Raw genomic sequence first — 15,538 nt, forward strand, 5'->3', positions numbered from 1 at the left:
CCGCAACGTATTTTAAAAACTATCATGTTGCGGCCTCTTTATACCCACTGGGGAGGAGTGCCTCATGCACCAAGTACCTTTATTTATCAACGGCGAATTTACCCAATCAAGTTCAACGCAGCTGATTGATGTTATCAATCCTGCAAATCAAGAGGTGTTAGCTCAAGTTCCGTGTGCAACAGATGCAGAAATGGATGCAGCCATTGAATCTGCTAAAGAAACTTTTAAAACTTGGAAAGAAGTACCTATCTCTGAGCGTGCGCGCATTATGATGAAGTACGCTGCACTACTAAAAGAAAACCATGACGAGCTTGCGACGATTATTTGTCATGAGCTGGGTAAAACATTTGAAGATGCCAAAGGTGATGTTTGGCGTGGTATTGAAGTTGTTGAGCAAGCAGCTAATGCTCCATCACTGATGATGGGCGAAACTATGGAAAACGTAGCCCGTAAAATTGATACCTATTCTTACATGCAGCCGTTAGGTGTATGTGCGGGTATTACGCCATTTAATTTCCCTGCGATGATCCCATTATGGATGTTCCCACTGGCTATTGTATGTGGTAACACCTTTATTCTGAAACCATCTGAGCAAGATCCACTAACACCAATGCGTTTAGCTGAACTATTTGTTGAAGCGGGTGCACCAAAAGGGGTGTTACAAGTTGTTCATGGTACAAAACCACAAGTTGACCGTTTATTAGAAGACCCAGCAGTACGTGCTATTTCATTTGTTGGTTCGTGTGGTGTAGGTGAATACATCTATTCAAAAGGCACTGCAAATCTTAAGCGTGTACAAGCCTGTGTAGGTGCAAAAAACCATATGGTTATTATGCCTGATGCGAGTAAAGCGCATGTTGTTAATAACTTAGTTGGCGCGTCAGTAGGTGCTGCAGGTCAGCGTTGTATGGGTATTTCGGTTGCTGTGTTTGTTGGTCAAGCAAAAGACTGGGTTGATGAAATTAAAGCAGGCTTTGAAAACGTACGCCCTGGAGTGTGGGATGATGCAAACGCAGCTTACGGTCCACAAACTTCAAAAGCAGCTAAAGATCGTATTTTATCACTTATCGCAAGTGGTAAAGCACAAGGTGCAACGTGCTTAATTGATGGCTCTGACTTTACTGTTGAAGGTTACGAGCAAGGTAACTGGGTTGGTCCAACGCTATTTACTGATGTAACAACCGAGATGGATTTATACAAAGAAGAGATCTTTGGTCCTGTATTGGCTTGTATGTTTGTAGATACTCTTGAGGAGGCGATTGAGCTTATCAATAACTCGCCGTACGGTAACGGTACTTCGTTATTCACATCAAGCGGCGCTGCTGCACGTAAATTCCAACATGAAATCGAAGTAGGTCAAGTTGGTATCAATGTGCCAATTCCTGTGCCACTACCGTTTTTCTCTTTCACAGGTTGGAAAGGCTCATTCTACGGTGATCAACACACCTATGGTAAGCAAGGTATTCGTTTTTACACAGAAACGAAAACAATTACTTCACGTTGGTTCGAGGATGATATCGCCTCAGGTCCTAACATGAGTATCAACCTTAAATAAGCCGTAATTAATTTACTGCTGAGCGAGCACACGCTCGCTCAAAGAACACACATTTAAACGACAACAATCGTTATTCACACAAGAATAAGACAACAAAATAGAGGTCTACTATGGACTTTAATTTAACCGAAGATCAGCAAGCGTTTGCTGAAACAGCCCGTCAGTTTGCAGAGTCTGAACTTGCACCACATGCAGCCAAGTGGGACCAAGAACACATTTTCCCTAAAGACACGATAAAAGCAGCCGGTGAGCTTGGCTTTTGTGGTTTATATACCCCTGAGGAAGCAGGCGGGTTAGGTTTATCTCGCCTAGATTCAAGCATTATTTTTGAACAGCTTGCAATGGGCTGTACAGCAACCACTGCTATGTTGACCATTCATAATATGGCGACGTGGATGATTGCAAGTTTTGGTACTGATGATGTTAAAGCCCAGTACTGTGAACAATTAGTTATGGGTGAGTTACTTGCTTCTTACTGTTTAACTGAGCCTGGCTCTGGCTCTGATGCGGCATCGCTAAAAACCAAAGCAGTAAAAGAGGGCGATGAGTATGTGATCTCAGGCTCTAAGATGTTTATCTCGGGTGCTGGTGAAACTGACTTACTCGTTGTTATGGCTCGCACAGGTGGCGAAGGCGCAGCAGGTATTTCGGCATTTGTTGTTCCTGCTGACGCAGCGGGTATTGAATACGGTAAAGCTGAAGAAAAAATGGGTTGGAATGCCCAGCCAACACGCTTAATTAGTTTTGAAGGTGTAAGAGTTCCTGCGTCTAACTTATTAGGCCAAGAAGGCGAAGGCTTTAAGTTTGCAATGCAAGGCTTAGACGGGGGGCGTATTAATATTGCTACCTGTTCGTTAGGTACAGCGCAAGCAGCACTTAACACCGCACGCGAATACTTAAAAGAACGTGAGCAATTTGGTAAGCCATTAGCTGCTTTCCAAGCATTGCAGTTCAAAATTGCCGATATGAACACAGAACTTGTTGCGGCTCGTCAAATGGTTCGCTTAGCGGCATTTAAACTAGATACCGGTGATAGCGAAAAAACCACTTATTGTGCAATGGCAAAACGTTTTGCAACAGATGTTGGTTTTAAAGTCTGTGATGATGCACTGCAAATTCACGGTGGTTACGGTTACATCAAAGAATACCCATTAGAGCGTCATTTTAGAGACGTACGTGTGCATCAAATACTTGAAGGCACAAACGAAATCATGCGTGTGATTATCGCACGTCGTATCTTAGCCGAGTCAGCTGGCGACATTCTATAAGGAGCATACTATGTCTAATCCATCGATTGATTTAAATATTGAAGGTAACGTAGCGGTTTTAACCATGAACAACCCGCCAGCGAATACCTGGACACAAGATACATTAACAGCACTTAAAGAGACTGTGACTGAGCTAAATGCCAAAAAAAATGTGTATGCATTAGTGATCACAGGTCAAGGTGAAAAGTTCTTTAGCGCTGGTGCCGATTTAAACGTGTTTGCCAGTGGTGACAAAGGTGTAGCTGCAACTATGTCAAAAGTGTTTGGTGATGCATTTGAAGCACTAACCAATTTCCGTGGCGTATCAATCGCAGCAATTAATGGTTATGCCATGGGCGGCGGCCTTGAAGTTGCACTTGCTTGTGATATTCGTATTGCCGAAGAGCAAGCACAAATGGCATTACCAGAAGCAAAAGTTGGCTTACTGCCATGTGCTGGTGGTACGCAAAATCTTGCATGGCTTGTAGGTGAAGGCTGGGCAAAACGCATGATCTTATGTGGCGAGCGCCTAAAAGCAGACAAAGCACGCGAGATAGGCCTTGTTGAAGAAGTGGTTGGCGCTGGCGAAAGTTTAGCTGCGGCAATGAAACTTGCTAACCAAGTTGGCGAGCAAAGTCCGGTTGCTGTTACTGCATGTAAAGAGCTTATTCAAAAAGGTCGGACACAACCGATGGCTCATGCATTGCCACTAGAGCGTGAGTTATTTGTACAATTATTTGATACGCAAGACCAAAAAGAAGGTGTGAATGCGTTCTTAGAAAAGCGTAAAGCTAATTGGGTAAATGGCTAATGACTAATGTAACACTACTAAATCATCAAGATGCGCCTGTGGTGTTTGAAACTGCTGAGGCCGCAAGTGGCCTCATTGCAATTGCTACACTCAATGCGCCAAAATCGTTAAACGCCTTAAATTACGACATGATCCAACTGCTTGAGCCTCAGCTTAGAAAATGGGCTGAAGATGACACTGTTGCCATGGTTATTTTAAAAGGTGCTGGCGAAAAAGCATTTTGTGCCGGTGGCGATGTAGTAAGCCTGCATAAAGCAATGAGCACGGGTGAGCCAGCTAATTACATCGAAGATTTTTTTACCCTTGAGTATAAATTAGACTATCTGATTCATTGCTATGAAAAACCAATTTTACTTTGGGGTAATGGCATTGTTATGGGTGGCGGCTTAGGTTTAATGGCAGGGGCAAGTCACCGCGTGGTAACAGAAACCTCTCGTATTGCAATGCCTGAGCTTACCATTGGTTTATACCCTGATGTTGGTGGCAGTTATTTCTTACATAAAATGCCTGAGCAAGTTGGTCTATTTTTAGGATTAACTGCAGCGTCTATCAATGCTGAAGATGCATTGTTTGTAAATCTTGCTGATCACTATGCAACTGCCGATAAATATGATGCTATGTTAACGGCCATCACTGATGAAAAGTGGGGCAAAACGGCTTCATTAAACCACGAAAAGCTGACTAAAATTTTAATCTCAATCGATAATATTTCAGGCCGTGTACCTAAAGGAAACGTAAAGGATAATCTTGAGGTTATTCAAAAGTTGGCTGAATTTGACTCATTGCAGGGCAAAATCGACTACATCCAAGGTTTAGATACCGAAGACAAATGGCTCACACGTGCGCAAAAGTCATTAGCGCATGGTTGTCCGCTTAGTTGTGCGCTGGTTGAACGTCAATTAGCAAACTCAAAAGAGATGACATTAGCACAGTGCTTCAAAATGGAACTAGGCATGTCGGTACGCTGTGGCGAAGTAGGCGAGTTCCAAGAAGGGGTCCGTGCGCTTTTAATCGACAAAGACGGTGCACCTAACTGGCAGTTTAAATCGCTTAGCGATATCGACGAAGCAGTTGTAGATAGCTTCTTTACACCACGCTGGGATGAGCAAACTCATCCACTCAATTCGTTAACTTCATCTTAAGTCCAAGGGGTAAACAAATGGCTAAATTAACAATAGGATTTATTGGTTTAGGCAACATGGGTGGCCCGATGGCGGCAAACCTTGTTAATGCGGGTCACACAGTTCGTGTGTTTGACTTAAATAAAACAGCAGTAAGTGAACTTGCCGATAAAGGTGCAGTTGCTGCAAATGATGCGGCTGAGTGTGCCATTGGTGCAGATATATTTATCAGTATGCTTCCGGCAAGCAAGCATGTTAAGTCGCTTTACTTAGGTGAAACGGGTCTTATCAACTTACTTGATAGCAAAACCTTAGTCATTGACTGCTCAACCATTGACGCAGAGTCAGCGCGTCAGGTGGGCAGCGAACTTGCTCAAAAAGGCATTGATTTTGTTGATGCGCCGGTATCAGGTGGTGTTGCTGGTGCAACAGCAGGCACTTTAACCTTTATCGTTGGTGGTGAGCAAAGCCACTTTGAAAAAGCTAAGCTTGCTTTAGTTGATATGGGTAAAAACATCTTCCATGCTGGTGATATTGGCGCTGGCCAAGTGGCAAAAATCTGTAACAACATGCTACTGAGCATTTTAATGGCAGGTACCAGTGAAGCCCTGCAAATGGGTATTAACAACGGGCTCGACCCAAAAGTGTTAAGTGACATCATGACCGCAAGCTCTGGCCGTAACTGGACACTTGAACTTTACAACCCATGCCCAGGTGTAATGGAAACGGCACCAGCAAGTAATGATTACAAACCGGGCTTTATGGTTGATTTAATGGCGAAAGATTTAGGCCTTGCTATGGAAGCGGCTCAACAAAGTAATTCATCTACCCCAATGGGGTCAATGGCGAAGAATTTATACACTATGCTTCAGCATCAAGGTGCAGGTAGTGATGATTTTAGCGCTATTTTTAAATTATTCTCGAAGTAGGAGTTTGTTGTGGAAATTAAAAACAACAACATCGTAATTACAGGTGGTGCGCAAGGTTTAGGCTTTGCGATGGCCGAAAAATTTGCATCACTTGGTGCTAACATTGCACTTATCGATATGCAACAAGACTTACTTGATACTGCAGTATCTGCACTTTCTAAACATGGCACAAAAGTGATGGCTTATGCTGCCAATGTGACCGATGAAGACGCTGTTGTAGCAACGTTTAATACTATTAACAAAGACTTTGGCCATATCGGTGTGTTAATTAACAATGCAGGTATCTTACGCGATGGTATGTTTATTAAAGCGAAAGAAGGCAAAGTGGTTGATAAAATGTCGTTGGCTCAGTTTCAATCAGTGATTGATGTGAATCTTACCGGTGTATTTTTAGCAGGCCGTGAAGCCGCGAGCCACATGATTGAGTCAGGCAAAGGTGGCGTTATCGTTAATATGTCTAGCGTTGCACGCGCTGGTAACATTGGCCAAACAAACTATGCTGCATCTAAAGCCGGTGTTGTTGCGATGACAACAGGTTGGGCGAAAGAGTTAGGTCGCTTTAATATTCGTGTTGGTGCAATCGCACCGGGTGTTATCCGCACTGCGATGACAGATGCTATGAAACCAGAAGCAAAACAACGCATGATGGCGGTAACGCCTGTCGGTCGTTTTGGTGAAGCTGAAGAAATAGCCCAAACAGCACAATACATTGTAGAGAATGATTTCTTTACGGGTCGTGTTGTTGAAATTGATGGCGGTATTCGCCTTTAATTTTAAATGGTAACCCTTTACCCATTGAAAGTACCAAAACGGTAAGCCTAGCTTGCCGTTTTTTTATTTTTAAAGTATCTTAACTTCATAATTATAAGGAGATTTTTTATGAACACTCATGGCATTACAGTATCAATGAGCAAGGGAATTAAAGCTAACTTCAAACTGGGTGAACATTTAATTGAATACTGGGGTTCTGCTTACTCAGGTAAAGAAGTTCTGAAAGTAGACGGTGAATTAATAGCAGAATCACGTAACTTTAAAACAAAATCTGTTCATGAGTTTAATATTGATGGTAAATCCTGTCAGTTGTGTATAAGCGTTAAACCCTTCTTCAAGTTCTCAGCTGTTATATCATTAGAGTGTGAAGGTGAATTAGTACAACGCTACAGAATCACATACGGTAAAACACGAAAAGTCGCTTGGTATTTCAGGTATCTCGATCCCTTAGCATTTTTTGTTTTGGGATGGATATTCATGGCAGAAGTCATATCACTCAACGAGCTTATTTTACTTGCTGGCGCCATCTTAATTTTTTCAGAATTAGTCTTTAAAAATCATGGCTGGATCATCGAAGAGCAAAAGCCTTGTAATTAACTGTCTAGCATTCAATAATTAAGCGGTTAAATGCCGCTTAACTTTGAGAGATGCAGTGAATCCCAAACAAATCCGCAATTTTTATATCAATGAAGAACAGTCTGTTTACTTGCTGTCTCACCATGATGCTAAAAAGCACCGCCAATGGCTTAACATTTGTATTAAACAACTGACCTTGCTTGGTTACAGTGACGTTGAATTGATTGGTTCTGGAGCGTTTGGATTTGTTTTTGCGGGTGTTGATGATGAAGGCTTACCTTGGGTATTTAAGTTTTCACGTATAACCCTCGCGCAAAGTGTGCGTGACCGTTTAGAAGACGAAGCCTACATGCTCTCGCAAGTTAATAACCCGCTGGTGCCCAAATTTTATGCTTTTGAACGCATTAAAAAGCAAGGTATTTTAATGATGGAACGCGCTCTAGGTGAAGACTTAGAAAAAATATCCATCAAACAGGGGCGTTTTAGTGCAGCAAAAGTCATGGCGCTGGCTCTTAGGCTACGCAATGTGCTTGTAGATTTGCGTGAACACAAAAATGGTCTAAGTCCACAGCCAATTGTGCATGGCGATATTAAACCCTCTAATATTGTTTATGATGAACAAACCAATAAATTGGCGTTGGTAGACTGGGGCAGCTCTGTTTATGCACAAATAGACGCTGAAGGGAATCCGGTTGCCAGCAATTTTATGGATCTTATGTCTGCTGATATAAGCACCACGAATGCACGTATGGGTGATGTGTATTTTATTGGTGACGAGCAAATGTCAGGTGGACAATCATCGCCACGATTTGATGAACAAGGTGTTGCCTCAACCCTTTATGCATTAGCCTCAGCTCAATCTTGCCGATTTGGTGCAGCGGTTATTCCGGCTACAAGCTTAAATTTACCTATGGAGCTTGCCCGAGTCATTGATGGTATGCTTTCAAAAAATAAGGCCACTCGCGATGGGGCGGGTGATTATTTTATGCGTAATATGCCTACAATGGCTAAAGCTTACCTACCTGAGCTACCTCGTAAAGTCATTCGCCCTTATATTCCTTATTGGTTTAGTGAGTTTGATGAGCACCCAGATACGGTGGTTTACAGCTCACGTAAGCAATTTTTAAGGCAAGCCGACCATAATCAACAATTACTTGATGTAAATGACGCTCAGCTCGATAGATACTACAAAGAGTTTTTATTTGATACCGGCGACACCGAAAAAGCTTTTCTGGCATCAATAAGCCGTTTAGCTAAATACCCGGTAGTAGGGGGCTTGAGCTTTCATTGGAAAGAAAACTCCCTGTTTGTTGAGTCTTCGCTTATTCTGCATGATGAAACACTTGGCACTGCGTTTACCGATGCCATAAACAACACTGTGATGTTGGCGCAGGGAATTGAACAAAAAGGTCTCTTTAAATGTTGCCTGTTTGATGCACGTAAAACCATTCAGCTGGAACGGGATGGCACCGGTGCATTTAAGTTTGAGCATTTACCTGAGCTTGATTATGAAGTAATGGATTTACAAGCCTCAGACGTAACCAGACCGCATTCTTACTTTGAAGATGGTAAAGACCCTGATGAGCAGTTACAGCTCCCGAAAAAGGTCATTAAGTGCGTATTTGAGCTAAACCAAATACACCATACTGGCTGTATAATTTTTGAAGCCTTACCTGATAGGATGAAAATACATCATTACTATCGTTTGCTTGATGCCAGTAAAGAGCCTGAATTTAAACGCTTATTAAGCAAGCTTATGCAATATGCTGTCAATATCACTGATGTCGGTGTGGCAGGCTTTATGAAGCTACCTTACAAAAATACCCGTGAATTTGATTTGTGCACTAAACAGCCTGATGAGTTTTATCCGCGAGATCCAAAAAGAGTGTTAGACATCTGAGCCTTCTGCCTTTGGCTTATACATCGGCTAGTGAGAAAGACAAAATTGGCAACCACCTTTTCGTTCAAAATGGGTAACTGGGCACATATCAGAATGGGATTGTAAGTAGTACTATCATTTACCATTTCCTTTTATAGGTGTTCGGTGGCTAGATTTGTGCTTTATAGAAGAAGTGGTAGACGTCAGAGGGAATCAATCTATAAAAGAGCATGATCATTCTCAGAGGTTAACTGAGCTTTTAGATAAGATAGGTTTATCTTACGAAAATGGCAAAACAACTATAAGGATTTGGGGATACCTTCCTAAGTGCTACGATCTTTTTGATGCAACCTAATAATTACATGTTTGAATTTATTTAAATAAAAATTACTAACAGTAATCTCAATAATAAGGAACATAACTAATGAATCAATTAACAGAGAAAAGGATTACTTGTCCTTATTGTGGTGAGCAAATAGAAATCTTGCTAGATCCAGCAGACTTGGATCAGCAGTACATCGAAGATTGTCCGGTTTGTTGTAAGCCAATAAACTTTTTAGTTTTTGAAAGCATAGATCAAGAGCTTTCAGTTACAGTATCAAGTGATGATGAAAGTAGTGGTTTTTCTAATTTTTAGAAATTAAGATTGTAAGAATTCTAAGTTATGAAATATAAAACCTGCTAAATAGCAGGTTTATGAGTGATTGACTTTTACTTATGCTCTTCAATTATCTCAGTGATCCCTTCAGCTGAGAGTATCTCTATCCAATAGCCATCTGGGTCTTTAATAAAGGCTAAGCCTTTCATTGAGCCATCGTCAGGTTTTTTAACAAACTCAACATCGTATTTTGCAAAGCGCTCGCATGCTGCGTACACGTCTGGCACGCTAATACCGATATGACCAAAGCCTTTAGGCTCCTCATTGCCACTATGGTAACCAGCAAAGCTGTCGTCGCTTTCTGTGCCCCAATTATGTGTAAGCTCGATAAGTGCAGGGCGGCGAAACACCCATTGCGCTTTTTCTTTATCGCTGCCTTTTGGCATGTCTTGCTCATAACCTAAAAAGTACAGTGTAAACTCCATTTTAGGGAAGTCATATTTACCCAGTAACTTCATGCCTAAAACGTTTTGGTAGAAATCTAAAGATGGCTTTGGATCTTTAATTCGCAACATTGTTTGTTGCATTACGTAATCTTGCGTTGCGTTTGCGATTTGTTCAGTTGACTCGTTGTAGTTAGACATACACATCCTTTTTAACTCAAATTACTGATGATGCAATCAGTCTAACATAATCAGGTTACCCTTAAATTAATAACAAATATTATTGACGTGTTTAGGTAGCACTTCAATTCTTAACTTACTAACTCACTCATATAAAAAAACCGCCCAACAGGCGGCTCATTTCAACTTATAGCATAAAACTTACAGCTTTTGTCGATCAATTACCCCAAGGGTTACTCGCATTTGAACGCTGCTTACGTGCTCGTGCTTGCTGCTTGGCTTCTTTTTTAGCATGAATGCGTTTAGCGTCGGTAAAACTTAACTCACAAGGATCACCTGGTTTTTGATCAGCAGGGATCACACGATCGCGAGGTGGCAATTCATAGTTTACATCATCAGGGCGTGGTAAGTTTTTAAGACGATACAAATAAAAGTTTTCTACTTTTTCTTGTGCCCATTGGGTTTTACGTAAAAACTTAACCGCAGATTTAACATCAGGATTATTTTTAAAGCAGTTTAAACGCATATAGGCGTGGAGTAATTCCCAGCCATATTGTTCGACAAGCTCTGTTACGACTTGTTCAATACCAACACCTTGCAGTGGGTTGTTGCTGAAAATTTCTTTATTACTCATTAGACTGTCCGGTATTACAAAACTAGGGTAAGTATAATTGCCTTTACCCTAGTTTTATAGCTAACTTGCTAAGAATGTTTGTTTTCGAGCTTATTCTTTGCAATTAACCACAACGCGGCCGCGAATTTCACCTTTTAGTAACGCTTCTGCATTTGCTATCGCTTGTGAAAGAGGAATTTCTTGCGATATGGTATCTAGGTATTGTGTTTCAACAAGCTCGCTTAAACGCTGCCATGCTTCAATGCGGTCTTCTTTAGGACGCATTACACTATCTATACCCATAAGGCTTATACCGCGAAGGATAAACGGCGCGACTGTTGCTGGGAAGTCCATGCCTTGTGCTAAACCACACGCTGTTACAACACCACCATATTTTATTGATGCACAAACATTTGCAAGTGTGTGGCTACCTACTGAATCAATTGCACCAGCGAATTGTTCTTTAGCTAGTGGTTTGCCCGGTGACGAAAATTCATCACGCGATAAAACACGTTTTGCACCTAATTTTTCAAGGTGCTGTGCTTCATTCATGCGGCCTGTTGTAGCAACAACATCAAAGCCAAGCTTGTTTAATAAATAGATAGCAAAACTACCCACGCCACCATTACCACCAGTTACAAGGACTTCGCCACTTTGCGGCGTGATACCTTGTTTTTCTAAAGCAATAATACTTAGCATAGCTGTATAACCAGCTGTTCCTATTTGCATTGCTTGCTTTGGTGTTAAGTTAGCGGGTAGGGGGATCAGCCAATCACTACTCATTGATGCTTTTTCGCTAAGACCGCCTAGGTATTTTTCACCAACCCCAAAGCCATTTAATAATACTTTATCCCCTACTTTAAATTCATCACTGTTAGATTCGCTAACAGTGCCAGCAAGGTCGATGCCTGGGATCATTGGAAATGTTCTTACTACTGGGCCTTTACCAGTGATAGCTAAAGCGTCTTTGTAATTTAAGGTACTGTAGTCAACATCAATATTTACATCGTGCTGGTGGATATTTTCTACGGGAAAGTCTGTGTACTCGGCATGATAGCCTTGATCATCTTTGTTTATAACTACCGATTTTACTGATGTTGTCATGTTGACTCCTTTTAGACCGATCGTCTTTTAATGGTTAAAATAAAACCGTTTAAAACGGCTTTATAAAATTAAGCGTAAAAATTGTGCTGTATAAAGGGTAAGCGGTTCACTTGATTTATCAAGTTTAGAGCGCATTACTGCACCCTCCCAGCCAATCCAAAAAAATTCAGCAAGCATCTTACAATCTGATGCTTGGGGTATTTGTTTTAGCTTTTTAGCGTCAAGTAAGCACTGTTCAATTAATGCTTGCCAGCTATTGTAAGCCTTTTTGATGCGTTCAATCATGAAATCATCAAGGTAACTGAGTTCTTGGTTTAAATTGCCAATTAAGCACCCACGTGTAAATTCAAATTTTGCCATCCCTTGTTTAGCATCATTTGCAAACAGCACAATTCTCTCAAGAGGTGTTGTAGCTTCGTTTGTTAAATGGCGTTTTAACTTTGCTTGAAAATAATTGTCATAAGCATCGATGAGTGCTAAGCCAAAATCATTTTTACTTTTGAAATAATGATAAAAAGACCCTTTTGGCACTTGAGCCGATTTTAAAATTAAATCAATGCCTGTTGCGCTAAAGCCTTTTTCGGTCAATACAGCTAAGCCCGTATTAATTAATAGGGCACGAGTATCTGCATTTGAACGCGCTATTTTGGGTGGCCTGCCGCGACGGCTTGGCACTTTGCTATGTTTTTCCATGACGACTATATTAGACCGATCGGTTTTTAATATGCAAGAATTAATTTGACTAAATTGTAATCATCATAAATTTGTCATGATTACAATTTAAATGGGAACTTTGCTAAAAAAGTGTTGGTCATAATTTAGGAGGCTAAAAAGAGCTGTATCGTGTTTAGCTGAATTTAAGTGTATTTATAGGTCGTTTTAGATGAAGAGGTACGACCACTTAGTCATTTTAAATGTTAATTCATTTGAGCATCAGCATGTTAGTTATTGTCAAACTATTTAATTGTTTTTTGCCATTTGAATTTAACAGTTTTATTAACTATTCATTAAATGTAGATGTCAATTTCGCTACATATCTATAAATATAAAAGGTGAGGATATTACCTATGAAGAGACAGAAAAGAGATCGTTTAGAAAGAGCTCATTCTCAAGGTTATAAAGCAGGCTTGGCAGGCCGTTCAAAAGAACAATGCCCTTATCAACAAATCGACCCTAAATCTGAATGGTTGGGTGGCTGGCGAGAGGCCATTGAAAACCGTAATATGTTCAAAACTTAATATAGGCACCTTATTCACGCAAAAAAGCCCCATCAAGGGGCTTTTTTGTACCTGCTATTTTGTATCTTAAATTAAAGATTAAAACGCAGATGTATCTTGGAAAAGACCTACTTTTAGATCTTTTGCTTCATAAATAACGCGGCCATCGACTTCAACAGTACCATCAGCCATACCCATGAATAATTTACGTTTAATTACACGTTTCATGTCTAATCGATAGGTTACTTTTGTAGCAGTTGGTAGGATTTGACCTGTGAACTTAACTTCACCTACACCAAGTGCACGACCAAGACCAGGACCACCTGACCAACCAAGGAAGAAACCAACTAATTGCCACATTGCATCTAGGCCTAGACAACCTGGCATTACCGGGTCACCTTTAAAGTGACAGTCGAAGAACCAAAGATCAGGGTTGATATCTAGTTCTGCAACGATCTGACCTTTACCGTGCTCACCACCGTCAGCAGTGATAGAGATAATGCGGTCCATCATTAGCATGTTGTCACTTGGTAAACGACAGTTGCCTTCACCGAACATTTCACCTTGACCACAAAGGACCAATTCTTCTTTTGTATAGCTGTTTTTAGGTTCCATAACTCTTATTCATCGCTTAGAAATTGCCCCGTACTTTAGCGTACACTTGTACGCTAAACAACTCGGAGCAGTTAATTTTTTGCTATTTTTCGCTTGTTTTATGACCATTTAATTAAAGTGTCGCTGATAAAGGTAGATAAAACCGCGCATTGTGAAGTAAAAATCATTATAATTGCTGTGATTCTTTAACCAGTCTAAAGGAAATTTATGATCCTTTTTGTAAACTCACTAACAGTGATTGATTTTTCTTACTTGTGTAATAAACGCGGCGCAGTTGGCGAGAGCTGGATTGTGGATTTAACTCTGCACGGTCAATTAAATGATGAGTCGATGGTCCTTGATTTTGGTTTAGTCAAAAAACAGATTAAGGGCATTATTGATAACTGTATCGACCATAAACTTGCTGTGCCTAACAGTCTAAACGGTTCAATTATAAAGCATGCTGATCACAGCGTGTTAGATTGTCACTTTGGTGATAATTACCACTTAGCTATGAGTGCTCCAAATCAAGCATTTTGTTTAATTGATGCTGATATTGTTGATGAAAAATCGGTAACTGAGTTTTTAATTAAAACTATTATGCCTGAGTTACCTAGCAACATTGAAAAGATTGAAATTAATTTATACCCAGAGCACAGCCAAAGCTTTTACTATCACTATAGTCACGGTCTTAAAAAGCACGATGGTAATTGTCAGCGTATTATTCATGGTCATCGCTCACAAATTGGTATTAGCCTTGATGGTATGGCTATGCCTCGCTTACAAAAAGAGTGGGCAGATAAATGGGAAGACATTTATTTAGCAACAGCTGAAGATGAAATTAATAAATCAGACCTTAAGCATGTAACAGCACAAGATAACGATGTATGTTTTGCTTATACATCACAGCAAGGCTATTTTGAAATGGCGATTGATAAGTCACGCTGCGACATTTTACCTTGCGATACTACGGTTGAGTGCATTGCAGACTACTTAAGTTCACAAGTTAAAAACCAATACCCTGAATCAGAAGTAAAAATTACAGCTTATGAAGGGGTTGGCAAGGGGTCTATAAGTTATGCGTAAAGGATTACTAATAGCAGCATTTGCAGGATTGTTTTCTTTAACTGCAAGTGCTGTTGAATTAAAAGGACATTTAACTCAAGGCGGTTTAGTGACTGGCCATATTGAAGGTGCTAAAAGTGTTAGCTTAAATGGTGAGCATCTTAAGCTTTCAACAAATGGTGAGTTTGTGTTCGGTTTTGGTCGTGATGCTAAGGCAAATCATACCCTTTCTTGGGTTGATAGGGCAGGTGTAAGTCACGAACAAGAAATTGTGATCACAAAACGTGATTACAAAATTGATAAAATCACCGGTGTTGCAAAAAAATATGTTTCGCCCCCTAAAGAAGTGTCTGAACGTATTAGCCGTGAAGCTGTTGCTGTTCGTAAAGCTAGACAAGTTAATTCTGATTTACGTTATTTTTTAGATCCCGTTTATAAGCCTGCAGTTGGGCGAATTTCTGGTGTTTATGGTAGCCAGCGCTACTTTAATGGTGAACCTCGTCGACCACACTTTGGATTAGACATTGCCAATAAAACGGGTAGTCCAGTGTATGCCCCAGTGAGCGGCACAGTGGTTTTTGCTGATGCTGACTTATATTACTCTGGTGGTACTTTAATTCTTGACCATGGCCATGGCGTTACCTCTACTTACATACACTTAAGCAAATTAGATGTAAAAGTAGGGGATGAAATTAAGCGTGGCGATAAAATTGCTGAGATCGGCGCGACTGGTCGCGTAACTGGCCCTCATTTAGACTGGCGTTTTAATTGGAAGAATGAACGCCTTGACCCTGCGCTAATGATGCAAGACACATTAGCTAATAAAAAGTAGAGA

The 15,538-nt window shown here is 40.7% G+C and carries 17 protein-coding genes and 1 pseudogene; 13 read left to right on the forward strand and 5 right to left on the reverse strand.

Annotated features, from left to right (window positions below):
• Nucleotides 1-64: 64 nt before the first annotated feature.
• The 10 genes and pseudogenes from HCZ11_RS03325 (at nt 65) to HCZ11_RS03365 (ending at nt 9,526) form a co-directional block, all read left to right on the forward strand.
• Nucleotides 65-1,555: a CoA-acylating methylmalonate-semialdehyde dehydrogenase gene (locus HCZ11_RS03325; RefSeq protein ID WP_167657635.1), complete on the forward strand. Its 1,491-nt coding sequence runs from the start codon at nt 65-67 to the stop codon at nt 1,553-1,555.
• A 110-nt stretch (nt 1,556-1,665) separates the two neighbouring features.
• The gene (locus HCZ11_RS03330; protein ID WP_167657636.1) at nt 1,666-2,823 is read left to right on the forward strand and encodes an acyl-CoA dehydrogenase family protein; all 1,158 of its coding nucleotides are present in this window, start codon (nt 1,666-1,668) and stop codon (nt 2,821-2,823) included.
• A 10-nt stretch (nt 2,824-2,833) separates the two neighbouring features.
• Entirely contained in the window at nt 2,834-3,613 is a 780-nt protein-coding gene (locus tag HCZ11_RS03335) for an enoyl-CoA hydratase (protein ID WP_167657637.1), read from the forward strand.
• Nucleotides 3,613-4,755, forward strand: coding sequence for an enoyl-CoA hydratase/isomerase family protein (locus HCZ11_RS03340; RefSeq protein WP_130051466.1), 1,143 nt, complete (start codon nt 3,613-3,615; stop codon nt 4,753-4,755). The genes HCZ11_RS03335 and HCZ11_RS03340 overlap by 1 nt, the downstream gene beginning before the upstream one ends.
• A gap of 17 nt (nt 4,756-4,772) precedes the next feature.
• The gene (gene mmsB, locus HCZ11_RS03345; RefSeq protein ID WP_062569062.1) at nt 4,773-5,663 is read left to right on the forward strand and encodes a 3-hydroxyisobutyrate dehydrogenase; all 891 of its coding nucleotides are present in this window, start codon (nt 4,773-4,775) and stop codon (nt 5,661-5,663) included.
• A 9-nt stretch (nt 5,664-5,672) separates the two neighbouring features.
• Entirely contained in the window at nt 5,673-6,434 is a 762-nt protein-coding gene (locus HCZ11_RS03350; protein ID WP_167657638.1) for an SDR family oxidoreductase, read from the forward strand.
• 108 nt (nt 6,435-6,542) lie between these two features.
• Complete coding sequence (locus HCZ11_RS03355; RefSeq protein WP_167657639.1) at nt 6,543-7,031, forward strand: hypothetical protein; 489 nt, start codon at nt 6,543-6,545, stop codon at nt 7,029-7,031.
• A gap of 55 nt (nt 7,032-7,086) precedes the next feature.
• Nucleotides 7,087-8,910 carry a phosphotransferase gene (locus HCZ11_RS03360; protein WP_167657640.1) on the forward strand — a complete coding sequence of 608 codons (1,824 nt, stop codon included), beginning with the start codon at nt 7,087-7,089 and terminating at the stop codon, nt 8,908-8,910.
• Between the two features lie 121 nt (nt 8,911-9,031).
• Nucleotides 9,032-9,244: pseudogene (locus HCZ11_RS19760) on the forward strand (DUF6678 family protein); the annotation flags it as partial.
• Between the two features lie 69 nt (nt 9,245-9,313).
• Nucleotides 9,314-9,526 carry a CPXCG motif-containing cysteine-rich protein gene (locus tag HCZ11_RS03365; protein ID WP_167657641.1) on the forward strand — a complete coding sequence of 71 codons (213 nt, stop codon included), beginning with the start codon at nt 9,314-9,316 and terminating at the stop codon, nt 9,524-9,526.
• 74 nt (nt 9,527-9,600) lie between these two features.
• On the opposite strand, the gene gloA is transcribed toward HCZ11_RS03365, so the two are convergent.
• From gloA to HCZ11_RS03385, 4 genes are all read right to left on the reverse strand, one after another.
• A complete protein-coding gene (gene gloA / locus HCZ11_RS03370; RefSeq protein WP_167657642.1) occupies nt 9,601-10,131 on the reverse strand; it encodes a lactoylglutathione lyase in 531 nt (176 codons plus the stop codon).
• 196 nt (nt 10,132-10,327) lie between these two features.
• The gene (locus tag HCZ11_RS03375; RefSeq protein ID WP_130051473.1) at nt 10,328-10,744 is read right to left on the reverse strand and encodes a VF530 family DNA-binding protein; all 417 of its coding nucleotides are present in this window, start codon (nt 10,742-10,744) and stop codon (nt 10,328-10,330) included.
• 90 nt (nt 10,745-10,834) lie between these two features.
• Complete coding sequence (locus HCZ11_RS03380) at nt 10,835-11,827, reverse strand: MDR family oxidoreductase (RefSeq protein ID WP_130051474.1); 993 nt, start codon at nt 11,825-11,827, stop codon at nt 10,835-10,837.
• A 60-nt stretch (nt 11,828-11,887) separates the two neighbouring features.
• A complete protein-coding gene (locus HCZ11_RS03385; RefSeq protein WP_130051475.1) occupies nt 11,888-12,520 on the reverse strand; it encodes a TetR/AcrR family transcriptional regulator in 633 nt (210 codons plus the stop codon).
• Between the two features lie 374 nt (nt 12,521-12,894).
• Here HCZ11_RS03385 and rmf point away from each other — a divergent pair, with 374 nt between their 5' ends.
• Nucleotides 12,895-13,065: a ribosome modulation factor gene (gene rmf, locus HCZ11_RS03390; protein ID WP_036968408.1), complete on the forward strand. Its 171-nt coding sequence runs from the start codon at nt 12,895-12,897 to the stop codon at nt 13,063-13,065.
• Between the two features lie 78 nt (nt 13,066-13,143).
• Here the strand turns inward: rmf and fabA are convergent, their stop codons facing one another.
• Nucleotides 13,144-13,659: a bifunctional 3-hydroxydecanoyl-ACP dehydratase/trans-2-decenoyl-ACP isomerase gene (gene fabA / locus HCZ11_RS03395; RefSeq protein WP_130051476.1), complete on the reverse strand. Its 516-nt coding sequence runs from the start codon at nt 13,657-13,659 to the stop codon at nt 13,144-13,146.
• Between the two features lie 207 nt (nt 13,660-13,866).
• On the opposite strand from fabA, the gene HCZ11_RS03400 reads away from it, so the two are divergent.
• Entirely contained in the window at nt 13,867-14,724 is an 858-nt protein-coding gene (locus tag HCZ11_RS03400; RefSeq protein WP_130051477.1) for a 6-carboxytetrahydropterin synthase, read from the forward strand.
• Complete coding sequence (locus tag HCZ11_RS03405; protein ID WP_167657643.1) at nt 14,717-15,535, forward strand: M23 family metallopeptidase; 819 nt, start codon at nt 14,717-14,719, stop codon at nt 15,533-15,535. Before HCZ11_RS03400 ends, HCZ11_RS03405 begins: the two co-directional genes overlap by 8 nt.
• Nucleotides 15,536-15,538 lie beyond the last annotated feature (3 nt).

It is taken from the genome of Pseudoalteromonas sp. HF66 (assembly GCF_011806445.1).
Taxonomy (GTDB): domain Bacteria; phylum Pseudomonadota; class Gammaproteobacteria; order Enterobacterales; family Alteromonadaceae; genus Pseudoalteromonas; species Pseudoalteromonas apostichopi.